Consider the following 18,949-nt stretch of genomic DNA (forward strand, 5'->3'; position numbering starts at 1 on the left):
GATTCTGACCTTATGGCCTTATTCGCGCCTTCCGTGAATCCGCCAACTTGCATCAAATATGCGGAAGAACCTCAAATTGTCGCGTCATACAAGGACCGCTATGGCGACTTCCACATGACGACGCTCTCGGTCATAGACTTGACCACGATTGACGCCGCAGCGGCCGCCATTAGCGCATTGGCGGACGAAATCGGCAAAGTGCTGGAGGCAGAACGAATAAGAATCGAGATAGCCAGGTCGAAGCTTATTCCTTACGGCGCCGGAATCTTCACTTCGATCGATCTGGTGGCCTTCCTCGAAAACTATATTGCCGCAACGTCAAATCCCAACACGCGCAGTTACGCGCAGTTTGCGCTTGATGCCACGAAGAGGACTGTTCTGACCAACTATGCTTCAGCTTTCAGTGCGTGGAATACCGGCTCAAGAGGAATTGCCATTTACTTTCCTGCGAGCAGGTACGACATCGACGATGATTTCTACAAGCAGGGCTATGTGAAGGAGAACAAGGATCACGTCATCGACTTTGTTGCGCGCGAGCGCTGGGCCGATTTTCTTCAATGCTATTTTCGAAGCTGAATAAAACAACGCATTTTGAGTAGGACCGAATCGCAGACTTTACGTGGCTACGCTTGGCCAAGCATTTGCTCCGTTGTGCGCGCGGGCGTGGCGCGGCTTCTCGGAACTTTCCGCTGTCGGACACGAGATCTCCATGCGAGAAAAGACAATTCATATGAAACATTCGACCTCCGCGTCGACCGAGGCACTGGTCAAGGCCACCCTGGCCTTAACCTTGATGATGGCGACGACGCAAGCGAGCGAATACAATACGGACAAAATCGGGGACGTGCTGAAGAACTCACGCAAGGACTTTACCTTAGTGTGCGCGCATCGTGGCTTGTACGGCATGTCTGTTGGCAGGAACAGAGAGATCAACCACGCTAAGGATGTTCCTCAGAACTCCCGGGCTGCTATGCAGACCGCTTCGGATGACCAAATCGAATGCTCGGAGATCGGCCTCCGATCCAACAAGTCGGGGGACTTTGTCGTGTTGCACAATTCTAACCTGGGTCGTACCACGAACGTAGGCTCGAGGAACGGCAAGTCGGATTATGATCCGTATACTGGCACAGCTTATAATCCTTCGGTCCTGGAGTACCCCGTGGCGGAAGAGTTGCACCTGCGAACGTCCGACCTAACAACGGGGTGTACTTCAAAATGAATGTCTCGACCTACGCCACACCGGCAGACTTTGAGAAGCTCGGCATCTTCGACGAGCTGCGTGAACTTATGAGGCCGCAGTACCTGCGCGTTTGGCAAAATCCGGGCGGGGCAGAACTATCCTGCGCGTCATGCGTGGCGACGCGCTTGGGGGGCCGCGGTGCAGGACCCACAAGAATGGTTCCTCTATGCTGCTGTCCCTGAATAGGCATGCTGCTTGCTTCGTTCGAGGCAGCATCACCAAACCGCCCCGGTGATGCAGGGGTGGCCTCGGCGCGTTCCACCCACGCGTCGGGCCGCCCCGCCTTGCTTTATGACGCCTATCAATAGGACGGAGATATGAAACTGCACATTCGGACAGCCGCGGCTGCGGTTGCGTTGGCCCACAGTCTCGGACGGCTCGTCGTTCGAGTGCACGATTTCGAAACCTCCGCGCCTTGCAGGATCAGCATCTCCGTACGGGACGGCATAGTTAGCGGATACGACTACATCAATCATTGTTACGTCACTGGCGCGCTACCGAACGTGTACCACCACGGCGAGCGTTCACATTTGATGCTCAAACCGACCGGATCGGGAGCCTACAGCGGCTTCGATCACGATACGGCTACCTGCTTCTCTGTGAAAGTGACGGACGGCGAGGCTCACCTCTTCGACTACAAAGAAGATCTGTACTTCGCATACAGCGCCTGACCAAACCGGACGCGCAAGCTGCTTGGTGGTGCGCGACGGCGTTTCGCCGCATGGCTCCTGGGACCCTGCGCTTGCTCGTTCATGTATGGATGGTGGCTGGTTACTCGAGTGCCGTGAGGCAACAGCAGTTTGAGGTCGGTCCGCCCCGTGTTCGTTGTATTGTCGACAATAGCCTATGACATGTTGTAGCGAATCACAGCGCCGTCGGCGGCAATGCGACCCGTCTTTCTGCCCTTTAAGGCCTGTTTCGCGATTGGCGCGAGGTTTGCTCGGTCGCCCAGTAACGCGAACCGCCCCCATTGCCTCGCCTTCATGATCCGGACTCCGCGCGCATCACGACCCCTCACGCTGCTGCTTGGCACGAACGAAATCGCTTCAGCCATCGCCGCAAAACTCACTGAGGCGATGTTTGCGGTGGTCATGAGACACGATGTCTTCCCGCCGGTGATCCGCCGCGGCATGTCATTTCACGACGCACTGTTCGGTGAACGGCGCGAAGTCGGGGGCGCCGTTGGCAAGCGGGCCGATACATTGGCGGAGATTGCTCGAATTCACGCCGACCCAAGCAACGTGGCGGTGACCACAATGCACCTGCCCGACATTCTCGCTCTGCGCTCGCTCTCCGTGATCGTTGATGCACGCATGCAGAAGCATCGGACACCTCTAGATCTTCGCAGCTTCGCGCGGGTTACGGTCGGAATCGGGCCGGGATTCGAGGTGGGCGTCAACTGCGACACCGCCATCGAGACGCATCCCGCCCAGACCGGTGCAATTGCCTTGCGAGGGGCCACCAAGGCGGCAGATGGCCGGGCCCGCGCGATCGGCGGCGCGGGGCGCGAGCGTTTCGTTTATTCGGAGCGCGAGGGCATTTGGCGCACTTCAGTCGATATCGGCGCGGACATATCCAAAGGCTTGCAACTGGGTTGCCTCGGCCAAAAAGCCATACGAGCGCCCATCACGGGAGTGCTCCGCGGCATTGTACGCGACGGCTCGCAGGTACCGACGGGCGTGAAATTGCTTGAGGTCGATCCGCGCGGACGCCAGGCCTGCTGGACCGGCATGGATGAACGGGGGCGAGTCATAGGATGCAATGTCGTCGCTGCGGTAGAAAAGTTCATTTCTCCCCAATCGCGTGATCGTCCTCTTTTTCACCGGTGACTTTCGAGACAAATGGCTTCTCATGGCTATTGTCGCGCCTGGCCGCTGAAGTCTATTTACATTCCGCAGGCTTTTTTGGACAGCAAGCTGGAAGCTCACCTGAATGAGAACATCATATTGCCTGATCCTATCGCCACATCGTCGGCGCTTCGCAAAGCGCCTTACGGCCGATCTGTTTGAGGCGCTCGGGCGTCTTTTCACCTCCTATCGCAGCCTCCAGAATCTTGGAGGCAACATGCGCCCGGATGCCAGTCTCGCACGGGGAAATGCTCGCGCAGACCTCATCGAGGACCGCGCGTAACAGTTCGGCGGTATCGGCACCCAGCATTTTGAGATCTCCCCACTCCTCGAAAAGGAAGATCATAGGGATCGCGAGTTCCTGAGTTCAAGCGCGAAACTCTGAGACAGCCTGTTGCTCGGCGCGCGCATGCCGTACCGGCTGGTCAATCACGCTGGAGCCGTGCTCGGACCGGACGATTTCGCTTCCGAGCCGCATCAGGTTGTACTGGAGCCAGATCATTTGGACCTTGTCCTGCTCGTTACGCCGAAATAACGCCTCAACATAGGCGCCCTTGCAGAGGCGGTACAAATGGCGAGGCATATCTCGCTCCCTTTGCCATTCCGCTGAGCGAGATCAATTCGCCTGCTTCGCTCTTGCCTCCCGGCCCGCTCGTGAAGCAGCTCAGCTCCAAACTGCATAATAGTGATCAGCGCGTATGAATTAACGCAATCTTTTCCGCATTGACGTCGAAGTCCGGCGACCGAGCGCCGTATTGCGATGGATTTCACCAACATGGTGGCTCGCTCTTATGTACAATTCATATCGTCCCCTGCCCGCTGCCGCAGAGAAGACAGCGGGGCGGATCGACGCTTGGAGACCGACGCCTCAAGACCCGCTAGGCGCCAAGCCGCCCCTACATCACCAGGCTGGGTGGCGGTGATGCTGCCTTAAACCAAGCAAGCCATGTGCCGCCCCAGAGTGGGGAATTGCCTAGAATTCTGTTCAAGGGGATTGAATCGCCCGTAGCGTCAAGTTGTAGGAATTGTATCAAGCTAAACAAACTGGAGGCGACTCTTGATCCAGCTCGCTGTATCGCCTTCTTTCGTGACAGAGCTGCCGGTCTTGAGTCTCCGTTCACGTTTGCGCCAGCCTTTGGCGTGCTATCCTGGAATCCTTTCATGCTGGACAGAGTTGAGCAGGCCTTTTCCAGTCTTCTGGCCTGGACTTTTGACAGTCCTTTGTTGTGCGCGCTCGCAGCGATCACCTCTTTGTATCCGTCATGTCCTACCTGCGCTGGTAACGGTCACCTTGAGCTCCGATGTTTCAGTGTAGCGAGCAGAGGATGAGTTTGTGTTCGACAGGCGCAACCGGCTATGACGCCTCGCGGTGAGACTCCAGATCTCAACGTAGAACCCTTCAACACGCTCCCCCATAACACGCAAAGGACCCCAGGAAGCACGATGGCAAGAGTTTCATGCACCGTTGCTAGGCGCGCCGATGGAAGGCTTTGATTTATTCTCAATGGTCATGGCCGGGGTGTCCTTGGGCGGCCTGGCTGCCGTGATCGCACGCGATACTTCCGGGCGCGAGTTGCCCTGGTGGAAGCATCTCGCGCTATGGGCAGCGTCGATCGCCCTGCTTTGCTTTATTGCTTACAAGATGAGCGGGAGCTGAGCATGCCTCTGATGCCGATAAGCTTCGATACGTCCTGATCGTCTTTCGCGCGCGACGCGGCTCTACGCCGTCGCGCGACGGAAGCCAGCGCCGCGTCGATGCCTACCACGTGGCGACGAACCCTACCTCGGTCAGAAGGCACGTCGGCCCGGCCCCGTCATCTTGCGCCCGTCGTACGGATTCACCTTGCAGGCATCGTCGCTGATCGAGGCCGTCCCCGAAGATCCGACACTGCACGCAACCAACATGTGAACCGCTATCGCAGAGTCCAGCGCCCAGATCGCGCGCGTTTGCCAGAAGTTTCCATACGGATCACCACGCAAGTGAAATAGTAGTAACGACGTCTCGGAATTAATTAATGCAATGAAGCCACCTTCGACGCGCAAATTCAGCGCTGGAATCTAGTTTTCGATGGATTCCACTATGCGGCCCGTCTGATTGGCGGTCGCAATCTGCCATAACGTAATCGGGAACTACTGTCGAAGGGTGGGAGCTTATGAGTTGCCATTGCGGACAGCATTGCCCGTATTTCTGATTTGCGTTAATGGAACCGTTCTAATTGAATGACTGAGCCGTCCACAACTGCCTCACAGCCGGAATGGAGGCCAGCGGCACATGCGCGAGCGCCAATCTATTAAAGTTTGTGGCTGGCGGTCGTTCTTCAATTCTACGGAGATGGTGCGGCATGCCCGGATCACAGTGAATGGTCTTGGCGTGTAGTGGAGCTGGACAGAGAAGTAGTGTTCGGCTTGACCTGATGGTTGAAATGGGTGCAGTCTACCTTCTTTCATAACGATCCCATTAGAGCGGCTGGAGAACAGCAGTTTTCTGCGGCTAAACTGTCAGCAGACGACCTCAAGTCCATCCGGCTATTGACGCACAGAGCGTATAAACAGCTGTGCGGTGCGTCGCTGCACACTGGAATTATGCAATGAATCGTTTTGTGAGTTCGCCGTTTATGCATCGACGGAGTTTGGCGAACCGACTTACGCGCTCAGAGATCGTCTGCAGAGAGGGTTCGCTTGAATTGCGCTCTGTGGTTCTGAAGAACGGAGTACAATCGTGTGAAATAGCGCGTTGCCCTAGCCATGTCTGATCGTTTTCCAACCTTCGATGTTGTCTTGCAGCAGCGTCGACGGAGTTGGATATGGTGGGTCTGCACGAGAGACGGCGCGCTCATGATGACAGGCTCAAGAGGCACCCGCTCCGCCGCCAGCTATGATGCCAACAGAGCACTTTTTGTCTTGCTGCAGAGCGCGCCGTATCACTCCCGACCTTCTGCTCGAAAGGTCCAGGCTAAGCAAAGAAGCCGTCCTCGGCGTCCCCTTCCGCCAACACGTTAGAGCTCAATTAGCGCGATGACGGACCAGCGTCCTGCGTGTAGATCGTCCTGTTACCACGGCTCGACGACGGCCGCCGCTCGCCACGCCCAAAGGGCTTGAGTTCAAGGCCGCGGGGCGAATGCAGTTGTGTCTCGACGGGATAGGTACGGCTGGGCCAGTCTGTGAGAGCGGGAGTCTACCGGTCCGCGCCGGCAGCCCCTGCGACGGAGCGCATTTGGCAGTGCTTGTCTCGTGGACTCACCCCTGACATCAATGGCCCTCTAGGTCGCGCACCACCTACTCGTTGACGCTTTCCCGACATAAGTTGTGTCGCCCGCTGTTGTCGGGTTTGTCGTGTCCGCCACACACGGTATTCGGCCGATGTGCTGCTGCCCTCACATTTAAGTTGTTGAATCAAATGCAGGACGGCATTTCAGGGCTCTTCCTGCGCGTTGGCATGACTCTTGAGTTTCCCTCGTTGCGACGGCCGGCGCCGCCCGGCATCACAGACTGATCTTCTCATGTGCGAAGGAGGCAATAATGAAGACCGATATGTCCGTCTACGGCGTGACCGAGCTAACTGCCAAAGAAGCATTTGCAGGCTTCGGGAGGGTGGTCTTGGCTGCTTATAGGGATAACTCGCGGAATCGTGGGCGTCGCAGCCGCGGTAGCTTTAACTGCGGCTGTTTGGGCTCTTACACATAAGCCACACGGTTAGATCTAAGAACACAAGCGGCTGAAACGCCATACTGAACGGATTGGCAGCTTCCTTGGAAACTGCTGATCATCATAAGGGATGAACTTGTGGCGTTCTAAAAGACGGCGTTCGGACATTCGCCAGCTTTGGCAATCAACGGATTAGGTCATGGATTGCCTGGAATTTCTTCGGACAAATATAGCGAATAAAGAGCTGCCAACTTACGTCTATGGCTATCCTTCCAAGCGAGCGTATCGAGCTTTTCCGCAGCCACTGCGCATAATTGATGTCGTTGAGCAGGCTGGCCGTTCCAAGCAAATCAACATCTATATCCATATCCCGTTCTGCCGCTATCGCTGCGCCTACTGCACGCTCTTTCTTACAACGCGCTTTAAACCGGCGACGCGGGACTCCTATGTTGCTCGATTGGTAGAGCACGTCGCGCGATATGGAGAATACTTCGGAGATCGAGAGGTTGTAAGTATCTATTTCGGCGGCGGTACGCCAACCCTGCTAACTCGGCATCAATTCGGCGAGCTCTTCGCCGCCCTCGACGCTGCATTTCCAACACGAAGCCGGCAATGTGAGATTACGGTCGAGAGCGCGCCGGACACTTTCGACAACAATCTTCTGGATTGCTTGAAGGCACTTGGTGTCAACCGAATGAGCATGGGCATCCAAAGCATGGTACCCGGCGAGCTTGCGCACTCTGGTAGGCCATATTCGGTCGAGACGGCAGAAGCAGCAATCGAAGCCCTCATCAAGCGCTTTTCCCACGTCAATCTCGATCTGATCTACGGCCTGCGTGGTCAAACCCGTGACTCCTGGATCTTTTCGCTTGGCCGCGTGCTCGACTATGAGCCGCAGACGATCTCTCTTTACCCCGTTGTTGTTCGTCCGATGACAAACATCATTACCTCGAAGGCCCACAATCCCGAATTATTCTTTTCTGAAGCGGAAAAGTATGAGGTCTACGACCAGAACGTTGCCGTGATGGTAGCCAACAATTATCGCCAGGAATCCTTCACCCGCTTCACCAAGATCGCGGGCGGACACGCTTACCGGCAGGAGGCATCGGATTTCGAGGGAACGCCCCTGCTAGGATTGGGAGCTGGCGCCAGAAACTATTTCGGCCGATATCACTACAGCACCGATTATGCTGTCGACTGGAGCGCGGCTTCGCCGATCATCAGCGCCTTCTTAGCTCGCTCCTTCGATCCTAATGCGATCGCATCGCACGGAATCAAACTGACACAGGAAGATCTTGCGCGTCGTTACGTCCTGCTTGGACTCACATTGTCAGCTCTCAGCAGAAGACGCTACGCTGCAGTATTCGGACGCGCATTGACGGTCGATTTCGGCAAAGAACTCGAGGCGCTCGAGGCTCTGCAACTCGTCGACTTCGCCGACGGCGATACTTATCAACTAACTCACGCGGGATTCAAATATTCGAGCATTATGGCGCGAATGTTTTACTCGCGCACGATGGTGGCCCTCGAAGAGCAATATCAGGCAGCGTGAGGTTCAGTATGCAAGAGATGCCGCGCCTTTGGTGGGATGCGGGCTACGCCAACCCGGAGGTTTCGTGTATGGGTGGTCCCAGTCCCGAAATCTTCGAAATCGCACCAGCCCTCCGCGCGAAAAGCGTCGTTGTCGAGCTGGGTTGCGGCGAAGGGCGCAATGCCCTCTATTTGGCCCATTTTGATCATCGAGTGATCGCGACCGACATCTCTGAAGCCGCTATCTCCAAGCTGAACCGGCTCGCAGGCGATCTTGGCGTGAAGATAACGAGCGGCGTGGTTCGTGTTGAAGATTTCCAGCCGCCTACTTACCACGACGTCTTTATAGCCCATTCGGTTCTGCATTTCACCGAACGAAGCGTCTGGAAGCCGCTCGTCACGGCCTTGATCGATCGGACGCGACCTGGAGGATTTCATTGCTTCACCAACACGCTCGAACGACCAGACCACCCTATTCCCAAGGAGGGGCTGGCATCTGGTCACAAGAAGTCGTTCGCACGTGGAGAGCTGGAGGCGATCTATACACAAGCCGGCTGGGAGATCTTGCGCTCCGATCATTACATCAAATGGGACTCCCATCCTGGCATTCCGATCCATTCGCACTGCATCGAGAAAGTCGTGGTCCGTAGGCCAATTGGATCCGAAGATCTCCCGCGGTTGAGGGCTGAGCCCATCAAGGCAGCCGGGATGATACCTGCCAAACAGTTTAGTACCTTGAAACTGGGCACACCGCGCGAAGCCATAATTGAAATGCTCGGCTCGCCGCCGGCCAGCCATGGCGTGACGACTTCCCGGAGAACGGTTGGCGGCAACAATCAAGAGGCCATAGCGGACGGCTACGTACGCGAGGACATGATCTATGGCGATCACGGCCTTCAGTTTGTCAATGGAAAGCTTACCGGAAAATATCAGTACTTCACGCCCCCGAAGCGCTTGACCATTCGAGATGAGTGACGCTCGAACGGCTTCTCATTGGTGCCTTGGCCACCGAAAAACGTCTCGGGTCGCTTGCCTTCATCCAGGCCTATCCCGCACTGCACAGCGCGCCGGGCCTTGCAGATCTGGGAATGCCTCATGGCAGGCAGTTTACAGCCTGCCGCCATGGTGCCCGTCGCGTAGCTTGCTTCGTTGGAGGCAGCATAGCCGTATCCCGCGACGTAGGCGCAGTCTTGGCCCTTATATCGCGGCATCGGGCAGCCCCCCTGAGGCAATCGGTAGGAGGATATATGAAGGCGCACGTTCGGGCGGCCGCGGCAGCGATTGCGTTGGCTCACACTCTCGGACGTCGTGTCGCTCGCGTGCGAGAATACGAAACCTCCGCGTCATGCAGGATTAGCGTGTCCGTGCGAGGGCGCATTGTTAGCGGATATGACCATGGCAGGCATTGCTACGTCACCGGCGCCTTACCGCACCTGTACCACCACGGTGAACGGTCGCATTTGATGCTCCAACCGAAAGGCTTCGGAATCTTCGGCGGCTTCGATCACGATACCTCATCCCACTTTTTGGTGAAGGTCACGGGCAATGAAGCCCACATCTTCGACGACAAGGAAGACACGTACTTCGCATACAGCGGCTGATCACGAATCACAGCGGGGGCTCTACACTGTTTCTCTTGGTCGCGTCAGGTGCCTCGATCCGGTGGCCGCATCGGCTTGACAGAAGCCGGACCTCTTTTGTTGCATGCACGACAATGTCGAACGGCGGTTCGGCGCAGCTGGATCGTCCGCTGCGGGACGAACCATCCTTGTTTGGACAGTCGAACGCATTCATGATTGGCGCGTGCCTTGCTAGGGATCCAACCGTAATGCGAGGCTCGCCCATGAAAGACGCCGCCAAGACCCAGGATTCATGCGCGCCAAGACGTCTGGCACTGGTACTTGGCACGAATGAAATCGCATCCGCAATCGCAACAAAGCTCACCGAGGCGACCTTTGCGGTCGTAATGAGCCACGCCCCATTTCCGCCGGTGATCCGCCGCCGCATGTCGTTTCACGACGCGCTGTTCGGCGAGCTAAGCCAGGTTGAAGGCGTCGTCGGTAAACGGGCCGACACCCTCTTGGAAATCGTGCGAATTCACACCGATCCGAACAGCGTCGCAGTGACGGAAATGCACCTCTCCGACATCATCGTCTTACGTCCACTATCCGTGATCGTCGATGCGCGCATGCAAAAGCATCGGGCACCTCCCGACCTCTCCGGCTTTGCGCGGGTTACGGTCGGCATCGGGCCCGGCTTCGAGGTGGGCGGCAACTGCCACACCGCCATCGAAACCCATCCGGCCCAGACCGGTGCGATTCTCTCCCGAGGAGCCACGAAGGCGGCGGACGGCCGATCCCGGGAGCTCGGCGAGGCAGGCCGCGAGCGCTTCGTATACTCGCACCGCCACGGCATCTGGCGAACAGTGGTCGATATCGGCACGCCCGTATCCAAAAACATGCAGCTCGGCCGTCTCAGCGGCACACCGGTGCTGGCCCCCATCGGAGGAGTTCTCCGTGGTATTGCGCGAGACGGCGCCCGCGTCCCGGAGGGCGTCAAACTTCTGGAGATAGATCCGCGCAAACGCCAGTCCTGCTGGACCGGCATGGATGAGCGAGGTCGAGCTATCGCATGCAACGCCGTCGCGGCGATCGAGAACTTCATCTTGCCCCGATCACGCGATAGACGGGTTTACCGATAGTTATCTTGTCGTTAGCGGACAGTCGTTTGATTGCTTGCACGACACTTCCACCTTCCATTCCCGCTTCCGCGCGATGGAATCCGTCCCTACTGGCGAGATCAATATTTCGCGGCCGCGTCACCCCAGCGGTGGTTCACACGGACCAAACCGATGTCGACGTCCTGACCGATTCGGGCGGTCCCTGCACGAGCACCCGCCGGAACACCTCCGATTCCGGCTGAAAACAAGAAGTCCACGTTCCGACGGCCCATGAACAAGTGGTCATACTCAATGCCGACGGAGCAATTAGAGGCGAAGCCAAATTCAAGGCCCGCCCTACCGTACCGCCCCAACGAGTTTCGCTGCCGTTGTCGATTGACAGCCCGGTCGCAAAGTCGAAGATCCGGAATTTGTCGCGGACGACCGCAGCGCCACCTTTCACATGGAGCAGCACGTTATTCCAGGCATAGCCGACCTGGCCCGTGAGCAGGCCGAATGCATCAATCTTGGATTCATCCTGGACGCCTGCGAAGGCGAGGTTGCCGTTGGAGCCCTTGAAATCGGCCCCCAGTTCCCTCGGCGCCACGGCCACCGGACGATTCCCATATGTATTTTGATTATGACATCCTGCATTTTCAAAACTACGCTCGATCCGGACCGGGCAGCAGCACAAACGCCGATGGACAGGACTACGGGCAAGTTGTCGGCGAGGACTTCATCCATCGTCGGCAACAGGCTCCAGATGGCTTGATCGGAGCGTTGGCCCGCGACGGGCTCTTGCCTAACAGATACCGCGAAGAAACAAGCGTTTTGATCGCAGGGCAGCGCTACACGGTGCGATGGACAGCAGAGGTGACGCACTGGACCAGAAACAATCCAACCGGCGAAGTCATTTGGCTCATACCTCGCCGCATGGGGGGTGAGCAGCACCCTCATTGCCGAGCCGCCCGCGCTGCAGAGCCGTTTCATACACTTAAGTCTAGAGACTGCAGGTTTCGGTTGGTTTGCCGGGCCTGAAGCAGTCCGGCGACACCGCGTTGCTATGTCCTCAGGACCGGATCGCGCGACACGAACTCGCTGCCTTTAATCGATGCGAGTCCCGCAAGCCCACTTTCTCACAGGAGCTGGCTGGCTTGCTCATGCGAACACCAGCCGGTTCGAATGGTTACAATGGCTGGTTCTCTCCAAATCTACCCGCAGACGTAAACCGCAGACCCGGGAGCCGATTAGCCGGATCGAGCTCGTTGATAAAGTGGTGTGCTCCATCGACTTCGAGCACCACGCGTCGGCTATTCGGCAGCAAGAGGAGGAAGTCCATACGCTGCCTGCGGAGGCCCGTGCGGTGTCGCAGTAATTTAACGGTAGCCGGGTCATATGAAGACAAACCTGCGGAATCACGCCGGCGAAGCCTCGCCAAGCTTGGTGCGATACAGTCTGAGGTAATCATCGAACAGCGCACGTTCGGCATCCGAAGCCAACGAAATCCGCAATCGTCGCCCCAGCTCTCGTGCGGGATCGTCGAGGGGCTCGCCTCGACTAACGCTACGGCACCAATCCACGAGCTCGCTCCAAAGAAGACCGTCGCGCCTGATCATCTGATGGACGAGGTGCGGGGAGTCTTCAGCGTAAGGGATGCACAAAAGATCGACGGTCTGCCATCTCGGGCACCCCAAGTTCTCCTAGACCGCATACGAGAGGCTTCGCGAGACGGCAGCGCGGGCGGTGTCCGGCTGCCCGCGAGTGCCGCATCCGCCGCGGTCGAGAGCGCTGCCGGGCCCACCGAGGGCGTTTTTAGGTAGACGGATCTGATCGTCGATGGCGTCGCGCACCGCGATTTCCTGTCGAAAACCATCAGGAACGCACGGGAACGGGGTGATCATCCATTCGACATTCCTGAACGAACACGCCGCCGACTTCTTGTCCGACTTCTTTTACGCCGCTGGAAATGGAGCGCGGATCGACATATTCTGGGAGCTCGACGAAGATCGGAAGAAGCAGGCGACGTCACGCGCGCACGCCGAAAAGCTCAAAGCGGCAATCGGCGACAAAGCAGATCGGACTCGATCGTCGTCCATATGTTCAGCACCGAATCGCATTCCAAGATCGTGGTGAGCGACGACGGACGGGGCGGATGGTTCGCGGCCATTGGCTCCTGCAACTGGCTCGGGTCCCCGTTCGAAAGCTTCGAAGTTTCGGTAAAGGTCAGAGATCCGGCATTCTGCGGCAGGATCGTCCGCCACCTGGCGACCATGTCGATGGGGCGGGAAACGATCTGGAACGAGCTCGCCACGGACATTACCATCCTGGGTCGGCGGATCGAGATGATGCCGCGAACGTCCGAACGCCGGGTGCCGATGAGAATTCTGCTGGCGTCCGACCACGCCGCGCGCGCCCTCGAGGCCAGCGTCAAAGCGACGCGGAGGCTGTTCGTCACGAGCCACCGGATAGGCGTTGCGGGGTGGCCGATGATCATCTTGCCGGCGTTGGCCGCGGCGCGTGCCAACGGTGTCTCTGCCCATCTGTACTTCGGAAAAGGCACCGAAACGTTGTCGGCCAAGGCGGCAGGAGAACCGACGATGGACCTAGGGCCCAGCGGCGTGAAGTTGCGTCCCGTGTACATTCCGTGACTCCACGCCAAGCTGCTTGCTTGGGACGACGACGCGCTGGCAATCACCAGCCAGAATTGGTTCAACGGATCCATCCGACAACACGCCGCTACGGGAGTTGGGACTTTTCATCAATGCGCCGCGCGTCGCCGATCAGCTCATCATGTCATTCCAGATGCAATTGAACAAATAGCTGTCGCACTGGCCTTCCGGGCAACTCCGGGCCGGCCCCTCCGAGACTGGCGAGCAGGCACTGAAGCGCTCCGCCTACTCTTCGTTGTTTCTCGTTACGCGATGTCGACAAAGGAGCTAGGACGACCTTTGCCGCCGGCAAATCGAGCGGGGCCGCCGGCTCCTCGTTCGTGGTGGGCCTGCAAACCGTTCTCTGTTCAGCCATACCGTGCCGGCTGCCATCTCGTCGGCGATGTGACCGAAATTGGCGACGCAGCAGATCGTGAGCAAGTACGCGTTTGCTTCTCCGTCGCTTCGGTGACGTGGTTAGTGCCCGGGTCCGCGCGATCATCGACATCATCCATGCCGCTTGTGCGCTGGCGGTCGGGCCATCTCAGGATCGCGGCGACGCCATCGTCGCGTTCCCCTCTGCTGCCAAAGGGGAGGGAAGCGACTTAATTCTCAATCGGGGCGACCAACTAGCTCGCTCTCCGTTCGGACTCGGCCGAGGATTCAAGTAGGGGCAATTCGAGGCTCGGTATCTCCGGCATGGCCTTGCCGGCGATCGCCTGCAGGTCGCCGACCATGCCGACCGTCGACTCCACGACGGCCAGGATCTGCGTCTCCCGCTTGGCCCACTGACGGCCCATGAACTTGCGCTCCTTGTCGAGGTCCTCACGCATGTCGTTGAACTTCTCGACCACCGCTTCGACGCGCTGGCGGAACTTTGTGCCGGTCAGGTAGTGATAAACCTGCTCCATCTTGGTCTGCTGACCCTGCTGAACGAGGCGCGAGCTGCTCACATCGATCAGACCCTGGCGGAGCGCCACGGCGACCGGCAATGCGCAACGCGGATGAGCCACCCATACCCCATCGACCAAGTCAAATTGCTCGATATGCTTCGGCAGCGCATGGGAGATGATCAGAGCGATATCGGCGCCGGAACGACGCTGGTCATCACGCAATTTAGCGAGCCACCCGTCACTCCATGCCTTGGTGCGCTTGGTTTCCCAAAGGATGATGCCGGCAGATTGGCCAATAGCACCATTCACCTGTTGAATAACGTCCGCCCCGAGCTCACCTTTTCCAACCGGCTCTATCGAATCGGTCGGAAAACGTCCGCGCAGAAGCTCTTCGAGCTCGAGCTCGAGTACTTCCCCTTGGGATTGCTGTGATCCCTGCTCGGCCTTGCGCTTGAGCTCCTCGATCGTTCGAGACATCGACTCGATGGTCTGGTCCTTCTCGGCAACGCGTAAGCGCGCAGCCTCGTCGGCTTCCTGCCTGGCCTTGATCTGGATTTCGCTGATTGAGGCCTGCACGCGCTTCTCTATTGTCAGGTCGAGTTCGCGCTTTTCCTCTTCGAGTGCGCGCTGCTGTCGCATCAGTTCGGCTTGCTGCTTTTGAGCCTCGGCAAGCTTTGCGTTGTTGGTAAGCAGGTTGGCTCGCAGCTCCGCGGCTTCCGCTTCCTTCGCCTGCAGCTCGGCTGCGGCCGCCTCTCGCGCCTTCTTGCTTTCGGCCGCGACCAGCTGGGTACGTTCGGCGGTCAATCGCTTCGCAACGTGGTCCTCGATTTGCTCGCGGTCCTTCGCGACCTGCTCGCGTTCCAGCCGCAGTGCCTCGGTCTTACGCTCCATCTCTGCATCTTTGCTGGCCAGCTGCTGTTGAAAGCGCTGACGGGTTTCAGCAAGGAGGGGAGCGGCCAACGACTCCGTCAGCCGGATCTCGTGATTGCAGTTGGGGCAATGCAGGGTCGCCTCGTGCGAAGCGCCGGTTGCTTTGAAACTCATGAACTCCCCATCATCGTTGCAACCGGATTCAACATGATCTGTGCGCGATTGCGATGTCGCTCGGCTTAATGTCCACATACGCGTCGTCGATTTCGACTTGGCCGGCGGGTTTTCCACCGACACGTCGATCTACCCGAACGCTTGCGCGAGCAGCCTCGCAGGAGGGTAGTCTAGAATAGAACAAAATAGGAACAAAATGTCAATTTTGGATCCCGAGGTGAGTTTGTGTTATGATGATTTTACTTAGTCTCGCTGCGGAAAGTGGATATATTTTAAACCTTGAGTCTGGTTTGAAAAACTGCTAATTTACTTAGTATGACTGAGCAAAACGACAGAAAGCTAAACAAGCTCGAAAGGACCCTCCCGCAGGGACTTCTGGTCGATGCTGCCTGGATGGAACGGCATGGATATTCCACCAGCCTGCGCAGCCAATACGTATCGGCTGGCTGGCTCGTTCAGCCGGCGCGGGGGACCTTCAAGCGCCCGCTCGGCGAACTCTCCTGGCTGAGTGTGGTCGTTTCGCTCCAGCGACTGCTCGGCTCCGATTTCGTCGTCGGCGGACGTACCGCTATCGAAACGCAAGGCCTCGGCCACTACCTGAGCCAGACGGGTCCTTCGACCGTACATCTATACGGAACGCGGCCTGCTCCCGGCTGGCTCGGCAAACTCCCGCTCAAACAGAAATTCCGCGTTCACCGCACGCAAAGTCTATTCAAAACGCACGGGAGCCCGCCCGGATTAAAGTCGGGAACGACGCGGGAAATACCGGGACCATTCGACTGGCCTCTCACGGTATCGACGCCCGAGCGTGCGTTCCTCGAACTGCTCGACGAATTGCCCCGCCACGAAAGCTTCCATCAGGTCGATGCACTGGCGGAAGGCTTGAGGAGCCTGAGTCCCCGGCGGCTGCAAACGCTTCTGACCGACTGCAAAAGCGTCAAGGTCAAACGACTGTTCTTCTGGTTCTCGGAGCGACATCAGCACGCCTGGCTCAGACAGATCGACAAGTCGAAAGTCAATCTCGGCACGGGAAAGCGCATGCTCGTCAAGGGCGGCAAACTCGACACCAAATACCTCATAACCATCCCAGACGACCTCAATGCCCCTGTCTGAGAAATATCGGCATCAAGTGGCCTTGTTGATCGAGACGGTCCCGTTCGTCGTGGCGGAGCCCGATTTTGCGCTTAAGGGCGGCACCGCCATCAATCTCTTCCACCGCGACATGCCGCGCCTGTCGGTCGATATCGACCTGACATATCTGCCGGTGGCTCCACGCCCCGAATCTCTTGCCGCGATCGATGCGGCGATGAAGCGCATAGCGGCGGCCATCAGGAAAGGATTGCCGGGCGCGCGGGTGACGGAAGTCGTCAACGCCCGTGAAAAGATCGTCACCAAGCTGACCATCCAGAAAGGTGATGCGCAGATCAAGATCGAGGTCACGCCGGTGATCAGGGGCAGCGTCTTCGAGCCAGAGGTGCGCGACGTGTCGCCGAGCGTCGAAGAAACGTTCGGCTTCGCACAGATGAAAGTCGTTTCGTTCGCCGATCTATACGCCGGCAAGCTCGTCGCGGCGCTCGACCGGCAGCATCCGCGCGACCTCTTCGATGTCCGCGATCTGCTCGCCAACGAAGGCATCACGGACAATCTCCGCAAGGCGTTCATCGTCTACCTCATCAGCCATGACAGACCGATTTCCGAGGTTGTGGTTCCTCGCCGCAAGGACATCCAGCACGAATTCACGCACGGCTTCGAGGGCATGACCGCCGATGAAGTAACCCTGGACGAGTTACTCGAAGCCCGGGAGACGCTGATCGCCGAGCTTGCGGGAAAAATGCCGCAAGCTCACAAGGATTTCCTCATAGGGTTCAAGCGCGGCGAGCCGGATTGGAGCCTGCTGGACGTCCCTGGCGCGGCGGAGCTGCCGGCGGTGCGCTGGAAACAGATCAATCTGGACAAGCTTCCTGCTGAGCACCGGGCGAAGCTCGTCGCGCAGCTCGAGCAAGTCTTGCGCAATGCCTGAGGTCGGAGAAGGGGATCTCCGTCGAGCACGCGCGTGGCAACTTGTTCAGACGACACCTCCGGGGGCGCCGTCACCCAGCGAGCCCGGAGCTTGCGGGCTTCAGCGCAGTTGCCTATCGCGAGCCTGACCTCGACTGTCTCGTTACCTGCATAAAATATCTGAATCGTTGGTCCTGCTTGATTCATTTATTTAATTGGACGGTCGATTCGGTAGTTGCGATTGAACGAAGCCGCTGTCGCGGCATGTAGGGAGGCATAGCAAGGATTGCCTCCTGTCTGAGAGGATTGTGGGTTTTCGAAGCCCAACCCTTCAGACAGGAGGTTTTCCGATGGCTGAGATCAGCCCACTTCGCCGCCGCATGATCGAGGACATGACGGTCCGCAATCTGTCACCGGCGACGCAGCAATCCTACCTCAACGCCGTAGCGAAGTTGAGCCGGTATTTCGGTCGCTCTCCCGACCGCCTTGACCTGGAGGATATCCGTGCCTTCCAGGTTCATCTGGTGGCGACGGGGATGTCCTGGCCGGCGCTGAACCAAATCGTCTGCGCGCTGCGGTTCTTCTACGGTGTGACGCTTGGTCATGACACCGTTCCGGAACGCATCGCCTATGCGCGCCAACCGCGCAAGTTGCCGGTCGTGCTGAGCGCCGACGAGGTGGTGAGCTTTCTGGAGGCGATCCCGAGCCTGAAGAGCCGTACCGCGCTGACCACGGTCTATGCCGCCGGACTGCGCGTATCGGAAGTGGTCCTCTTGAAGGTTGTCGACATCGACAGCCAACGGATGTTGATCCGGGTCGAGCACGGCAAGGGCGGCAAGGACCGTTACGTTATGCTCTCGCCGCAACTTTTGAGGATTCTGCGGACATATTGGCGGCTCACTCGGCCAAAGCGATGGTTGTTTCCTGGCCGCGACGACGAGCGTCCGCTCGTCCCCAACGTGCTGCACGCCGCCTGCCGTTCAGCCTGTGCGGCGGCCGGCCTGAGCAAGTCGGTGACAGTGCACACGTTGCGGCACACATTCGCGACCCATCTCCTGGAGAACGGGGCCGACGTGCGCATCATCCAGGTGCTGCTCGGCCATGCCAGCCTGGCCAGCACGGCGCGCTATACCCAGGTCGCCACCAAGACCATCAGCAATACGCCAAGTCCGCTTGACCGGCTCCGCCTGGAGGTCGTGCCGCCCGGCTGAGCGGTCCTGATGGCTCCGGTTCTGGAAGTGGCGGATATCTTCCGCCGCCACGGCGACGCGTTTCGGCAAGCCCGTGCCGAGCATCTGGGCCGCGTCGAGCGGCGCGTCATGGGCGCGATCACGGCATGCCGGACGGCGGTGCTCGGCGGCCACGTCGAGCAGTGCGATGACTGCGGCGCCACACGCATCGCCTACAACTCCTGCCTTATGGGCAAAGCCGGTAATGGGGAGCTG

Annotated in this window: 18 protein-coding genes; 14 read left to right on the plus strand and 4 right to left on the minus strand. The window is 58.4% G+C overall.

The genetic code is table 11. The features are described 5' to 3' along the window. The 4 genes from AYJ54_RS45360 to AYJ54_RS45375 form a co-directional block, all read left to right on the plus strand. A partial coding sequence (locus AYJ54_RS45360) for a hypothetical protein (RefSeq protein WP_210184089.1) occupies positions 1–576 on the plus strand: 576 nt, incomplete at its 5' end. Positions 577–709: 133 nt separating this feature from the next. Further along, entirely contained in the window at positions 710–1,219 is a 510-nt protein-coding gene (locus AYJ54_RS45365) for a hypothetical protein (RefSeq protein ID WP_136624381.1), read from the plus strand. A gap of 338 nt (positions 1,220–1,557) precedes the next feature. Then, complete coding sequence (locus AYJ54_RS45370; RefSeq protein ID WP_063680013.1) at positions 1,558–1,911, plus strand: hypothetical protein; 354 nt, start codon at positions 1,558–1,560, stop codon at positions 1,909–1,911. Positions 1,912–2,223: 312 nt separating this feature from the next. After that, a complete protein-coding gene (locus tag AYJ54_RS45375; protein WP_063708991.1) occupies positions 2,224–3,069 on the plus strand; it encodes a hypothetical protein in 846 nt (281 codons plus the stop codon). 127 nt (positions 3,070–3,196) lie between these two features. On the opposite strand, the gene AYJ54_RS45380 is transcribed toward AYJ54_RS45375, so the two are convergent. Together AYJ54_RS45380 and AYJ54_RS45385 are read right to left on the minus strand one after the other, a co-directional pair. Then, entirely contained in the window at positions 3,197–3,397 is a 201-nt protein-coding gene (locus tag AYJ54_RS45380; protein ID WP_063680036.1) for a hypothetical protein, read from the minus strand. A gap of 57 nt (positions 3,398–3,454) precedes the next feature. Beyond that, entirely contained in the window at positions 3,455–3,670 is a 216-nt protein-coding gene (locus tag AYJ54_RS45385) for a hypothetical protein (RefSeq protein ID WP_063680014.1), read from the minus strand. A gap of 897 nt (positions 3,671–4,567) precedes the next feature. Between AYJ54_RS45385 and AYJ54_RS50990 the strand changes: the two genes are divergently transcribed. From AYJ54_RS50990 to AYJ54_RS45400, 5 genes are all read left to right on the plus strand, one after another. Beyond that, the gene (locus tag AYJ54_RS50990) at positions 4,568–4,744 is read left to right on the plus strand and encodes a hypothetical protein (RefSeq protein WP_161491286.1); all 177 of its coding nucleotides are present in this window, start codon (positions 4,568–4,570) and stop codon (positions 4,742–4,744) included. A gap of 2,187 nt (positions 4,745–6,931) precedes the next feature. Next, positions 6,932–8,284, plus strand: a complete 1,353-nt coding sequence (locus tag AYJ54_RS45390; protein ID WP_063708980.1) for a coproporphyrinogen-III oxidase family protein — start codon at positions 6,932–6,934, stop codon at positions 8,282–8,284. A gap of 8 nt (positions 8,285–8,292) precedes the next feature. Next, positions 8,293–9,237 (plus strand): class I SAM-dependent methyltransferase, encoded by a 945-nt coding sequence (locus AYJ54_RS45395; protein WP_063708981.1) that lies wholly within the window; start codon positions 8,293–8,295, stop codon positions 9,235–9,237. Between the two features lie 272 nt (positions 9,238–9,509). Beyond that, on the plus strand, positions 9,510–9,863 hold the full coding sequence (locus tag AYJ54_RS50390; protein ID WP_136624382.1) for a hypothetical protein: 354 nt from the start codon (positions 9,510–9,512) through the stop codon (positions 9,861–9,863). Positions 9,864–10,105: 242 nt separating this feature from the next. Next, entirely contained in the window at positions 10,106–10,963 is an 858-nt protein-coding gene (locus AYJ54_RS45400) for a hypothetical protein (RefSeq protein WP_063708982.1), read from the plus strand. Positions 10,964–11,096: 133 nt separating this feature from the next. Here the strand turns inward: AYJ54_RS45400 and AYJ54_RS48615 are convergent, their stop codons facing one another. Next, positions 11,097–11,534, minus strand: coding sequence for an outer membrane protein (locus AYJ54_RS48615; RefSeq protein WP_063680017.1), 438 nt, complete (start codon positions 11,532–11,534; stop codon positions 11,097–11,099). Between the two features lie 1,483 nt (positions 11,535–13,017). On the opposite strand from AYJ54_RS48615, the gene AYJ54_RS45420 reads away from it, so the two are divergent. Further along, entirely contained in the window at positions 13,018–13,569 is a 552-nt protein-coding gene (locus AYJ54_RS45420) for a phospholipase D-like domain-containing protein (RefSeq protein ID WP_063708985.1), read from the plus strand. A 629-nt stretch (positions 13,570–14,198) separates the two neighbouring features. Here the strand turns inward: AYJ54_RS45420 and AYJ54_RS45425 are convergent. Beyond that, a complete protein-coding gene (locus AYJ54_RS45425; RefSeq protein ID WP_063680021.1) occupies positions 14,199–15,506 on the minus strand; it encodes a DUF2130 domain-containing protein in 1,308 nt (435 codons plus the stop codon). 315 nt (positions 15,507–15,821) lie between these two features. Here AYJ54_RS45425 and AYJ54_RS45430 point away from each other — a divergent pair, with 315 nt between their 5' ends. The 4 genes from AYJ54_RS45430 to AYJ54_RS45445 all read left to right on the plus strand — a co-directional run. Next, entirely contained in the window at positions 15,822–16,619 is a 798-nt protein-coding gene (locus AYJ54_RS45430) for a type IV toxin-antitoxin system AbiEi family antitoxin domain-containing protein (RefSeq protein ID WP_063708987.1), read from the plus strand. After that, positions 16,606–17,526: a nucleotidyl transferase AbiEii/AbiGii toxin family protein gene (locus tag AYJ54_RS45435; RefSeq protein WP_063708989.1), complete on the plus strand. Its 921-nt coding sequence runs from the start codon at positions 16,606–16,608 to the stop codon at positions 17,524–17,526. The genes AYJ54_RS45430 and AYJ54_RS45435 overlap by 14 nt, the downstream gene beginning before the upstream one ends. Before the next feature lie 328 nt (positions 17,527–17,854). Then, positions 17,855–18,715 (plus strand): tyrosine-type recombinase/integrase, encoded by an 861-nt coding sequence (locus tag AYJ54_RS45440; RefSeq protein WP_063696166.1) that lies wholly within the window; start codon positions 17,855–17,857, stop codon positions 18,713–18,715. 9 nt (positions 18,716–18,724) lie between these two features. Continuing rightward, the coding region (locus tag AYJ54_RS45445; RefSeq protein ID WP_201724109.1) for a transposase zinc-binding domain-containing protein at positions 18,725–18,949 on the plus strand (225 nt) is incomplete at its 3' end.

This window comes from Bradyrhizobium centrolobii, assembly GCF_001641635.1.
GTDB lineage: Bacteria > Pseudomonadota > Alphaproteobacteria > Rhizobiales > Xanthobacteraceae > Bradyrhizobium > Bradyrhizobium centrolobii.

Excerpts from the sequence above, each read along its gene's own strand:
- AYJ54_RS45435 (WP_063708989.1), top strand. The coding sequence starts at position 16,606 with ATGCCCCTGTCTGAGAAATATCGGCATCAAGTGGCCTTGTTGATCGAG.
- AYJ54_RS45425 (WP_063680021.1), bottom strand. The coding sequence starts at position 15,506 with ATGAGTTTCAAAGCAACCGGCGCTTCGCACGAGGCGACCCTGCATTGC.
- AYJ54_RS45385 (WP_063680014.1), bottom strand. The coding sequence starts at position 3,670 with ATGCCTCGCCATTTGTACCGCCTCTGCAAGGGCGCCTATGTTGAGGCG.
- AYJ54_RS45430 (WP_063708987.1), top strand. The coding sequence starts at position 15,822 with ATGACTGAGCAAAACGACAGAAAGCTAAACAAGCTCGAAAGGACCCTC.
- AYJ54_RS45420 (WP_063708985.1), top strand. The coding sequence starts at position 13,018 with ATGTTCAGCACCGAATCGCATTCCAAGATCGTGGTGAGCGACGACGGA.
- AYJ54_RS45375 (WP_063708991.1), top strand. The coding sequence starts at position 2,224 with ATGATCCGGACTCCGCGCGCATCACGACCCCTCACGCTGCTGCTTGGC.
- AYJ54_RS45400 (WP_063708982.1), top strand. The coding sequence starts at position 10,106 with ATGAAAGACGCCGCCAAGACCCAGGATTCATGCGCGCCAAGACGTCTG.
- AYJ54_RS45395 (WP_063708981.1), top strand. The coding sequence starts at position 8,293 with ATGCAAGAGATGCCGCGCCTTTGGTGGGATGCGGGCTACGCCAACCCG.
- AYJ54_RS50390 (WP_136624382.1), top strand. The coding sequence starts at position 9,510 with ATGAAGGCGCACGTTCGGGCGGCCGCGGCAGCGATTGCGTTGGCTCAC.
- AYJ54_RS50990 (WP_161491286.1), top strand. The coding sequence starts at position 4,568 with ATGGAAGGCTTTGATTTATTCTCAATGGTCATGGCCGGGGTGTCCTTG.
- AYJ54_RS45370 (WP_063680013.1), top strand. The coding sequence starts at position 1,558 with ATGAAACTGCACATTCGGACAGCCGCGGCTGCGGTTGCGTTGGCCCAC.
- AYJ54_RS45365 (WP_136624381.1), top strand. The coding sequence starts at position 710 with ATGCGAGAAAAGACAATTCATATGAAACATTCGACCTCCGCGTCGACC.
- AYJ54_RS45380 (WP_063680036.1), bottom strand. The coding sequence starts at position 3,397 with ATGCTGGGTGCCGATACCGCCGAACTGTTACGCGCGGTCCTCGATGAG.
- AYJ54_RS45440 (WP_063696166.1), top strand. The coding sequence starts at position 17,855 with ATGGCTGAGATCAGCCCACTTCGCCGCCGCATGATCGAGGACATGACG.
- AYJ54_RS45390 (WP_063708980.1), top strand. The coding sequence starts at position 6,932 with ATGGATTGCCTGGAATTTCTTCGGACAAATATAGCGAATAAAGAGCTG.